The 2,251-nt window shown below is 35.7% G+C and carries 2 protein-coding genes; both read left to right on the top strand.

The genetic code is table 11. The annotated features are described in order from the left end of the window. A partial coding sequence (locus ENL20_08865; GenBank protein HHE38667.1) for an inositol monophosphatase occupies positions 1-175 on the top strand: 175 nt, incomplete at its 5' end. A gap of 204 nt (positions 176-379) precedes the next feature. Continuing rightward, positions 380-2,251, top strand: a 1,872-nt coding sequence (locus tag ENL20_08870; protein HHE38668.1) for an ABC transporter ATP-binding protein, incomplete at its 3' end; no start/stop codon positions are given.

A 2,251-nucleotide genomic window follows, 5' to 3' on the forward strand; every position in this document is an offset into this window, starting at 1 on the left:
AAAACCATGGGATATGGCTGCTGGAAGTTTGATCGTAACAGAAGCCGGAGGAAATATTTCTCAATTCAATGGAGAAAAATGGCATTATCTCGATGATACGATCATTGCTTCGAATGGGAAGATGCATGAGGAAATGATCGAGATATTGAATGTAGCACAGAATTGTATTCTGTGAAAAATTCTTCCGCTTATAAGCGAAGCGAGAAGTGAAGGATTTCTTATAGGTAAAAACCTGTTAATTTCAAGTCCTCGTCGCTTTACTCCTTAGGGCTCGAAATTAATTACACATTTGTAACACGAACATCCCTGTTTGTGATCTATCTCAAAGCAGGAGCTTTAAGTTACAATTATTTCTCAAAGCAGGAGCTATGAGTTACTAATGACAAAAAACATCATCTCCATTAAAAATCTGAAAAAAGAATTTTCCGAAAAGATCATCTGTGAAAACGAAACTTTCGGAATTCACGAAAAAGATAAGATCGGTCTCATCGGGATTAATGGCTGCGGAAAAACAACTCTCCTGAAAATGCTGGTCGGAATCGAGTCTGCGGATGAGGGAACAATCACTTTTCGGAAAGATATTACAACTGGTTATCTTCCGCAAATCCCGCAATTGAATCCCGAACTTTCCATTTATGAGCAGATATATTTCAGTGAGAAAAAGGAATTTCACCTAATAAGAAAATATTACAAAATTTTGGATGAACTCAAATCTCATCAATCCAAACTTAATGAAGAATACCAGAAACTCATCAAAGAAATGGATGCTCAAAATGTCTGGGAAATTGAGATAAAAGCGAAAAGCATTTTATCCAAACTCGGATTCAAAGATATTTCTCAAAAGATAAAGATCCTTTCCGGCGGACAGAAAAGGAGAGTCGATCTGGCTCGCGTTCTGATGGATGATCCTGATGTTCTTTTTCTCGATGAGCCGACCAATCATCTCGATATCGATACCATCGAATGGCTTCAGGAATATTTCAGGAACTACAATGGAATAATCGTTTTCATTACTCATGATCGCTATTTTCTCGATGCAGTTGCCAATAAAATAATGGAAATCGAAAAATGTAAGATCAGATTCTACTACGGAAATTATTCCTATTATTTGAAGAAAAAGGAAATGGAATCTTTCGCTCTGCAGCGAAAAGAAATCCGCAGAACTTCCCAACTGAAAAAAGAACTGAAATGGCTGCAAAGAGGTGCAAAAGCAAGAACTTCCAAACCAAAAGATCATCTCGACAGGGTAAAAGAATTGATCGATAAATCCTACCTGACAAATGATTCAGAATTGGATATTTCTTTTGTGAATAAGCGGATGGGAAAGACAATTCTGGAAATTCATAATGTTGCCAAATCTTATGAAAAAGAACTTTTCAAGAATTTCTCTCATATTTTCCAGAAGAATGAACGGATCGGAATTATCGGAGCAAATGGCTGCGGGAAAACTACACTTCTAAAAATAATCACAAATGAGATCAAACCTGATGCAGGAAAAATAAAAGCCGGAATGAATACTCATTTTTCATATTTTAAACAAGATGCCGGAGATTTCAGTAAAAACAAAACTGTGATCGAACATATTCGCGAATTTGCAGATAATATTCGAACTTCGGATGGAGTTCTGCATTCCGCTTCCGAGATGCTGCAGAAATTTCTTTTTGATAAAAAAATGCAGCAGAATAAAATCAGCAGCCTTTCCGGTGGGGAAAAGAAAAGACTTTATCTTTTGCGATCTTTGATGTTCGGCAGTAATTTCATCATTCTTGATGAACCGACAAATGATCTCGATATTAAAACTCTCGAAATCCTGGAAGACTATCTCGATGCTTTCAAAGGCTGCATTCTCGTTGTTTCACACGACCGTTTCTTTCTAGATAGAGTGGTGGATTATCTCTTTATCTTCGAGGAAGACAGGATCGTTAAATTTCCCGGCAATTATTCGGATTATCTGCTTGTAAAAAGATTCAGGGAAGAAAAGACAAAAATCCAAAATACAAAAAAAACTAAATTACTAAAAACTAAAATACAAAAAGAGAAAACAACAAAACTTTCTTATAATGAAAAAAGAGAACTGGAATTTCTGGAAAATGAAATTGAAGAATTAGAAGATAGAAAAATCCAATTAGAAAAGAAAATCGAAAACGAAGCCTCTTCTCTATCGCATCTTGATTTTAAAAGCATTACCGATGAACTGAAAAAAATTGAAGATAAACTGAATAAATCTTCTGAACGCTGGTTGGAATTGGAG

The sequence above is a fragment of the Candidatus Cloacimonadota bacterium genome (assembly GCA_011372345.1).
In the GTDB taxonomy this organism is placed as follows: Bacteria; Cloacimonadota; Cloacimonadia; order Cloacimonadales; family TCS61; genus DRTC01.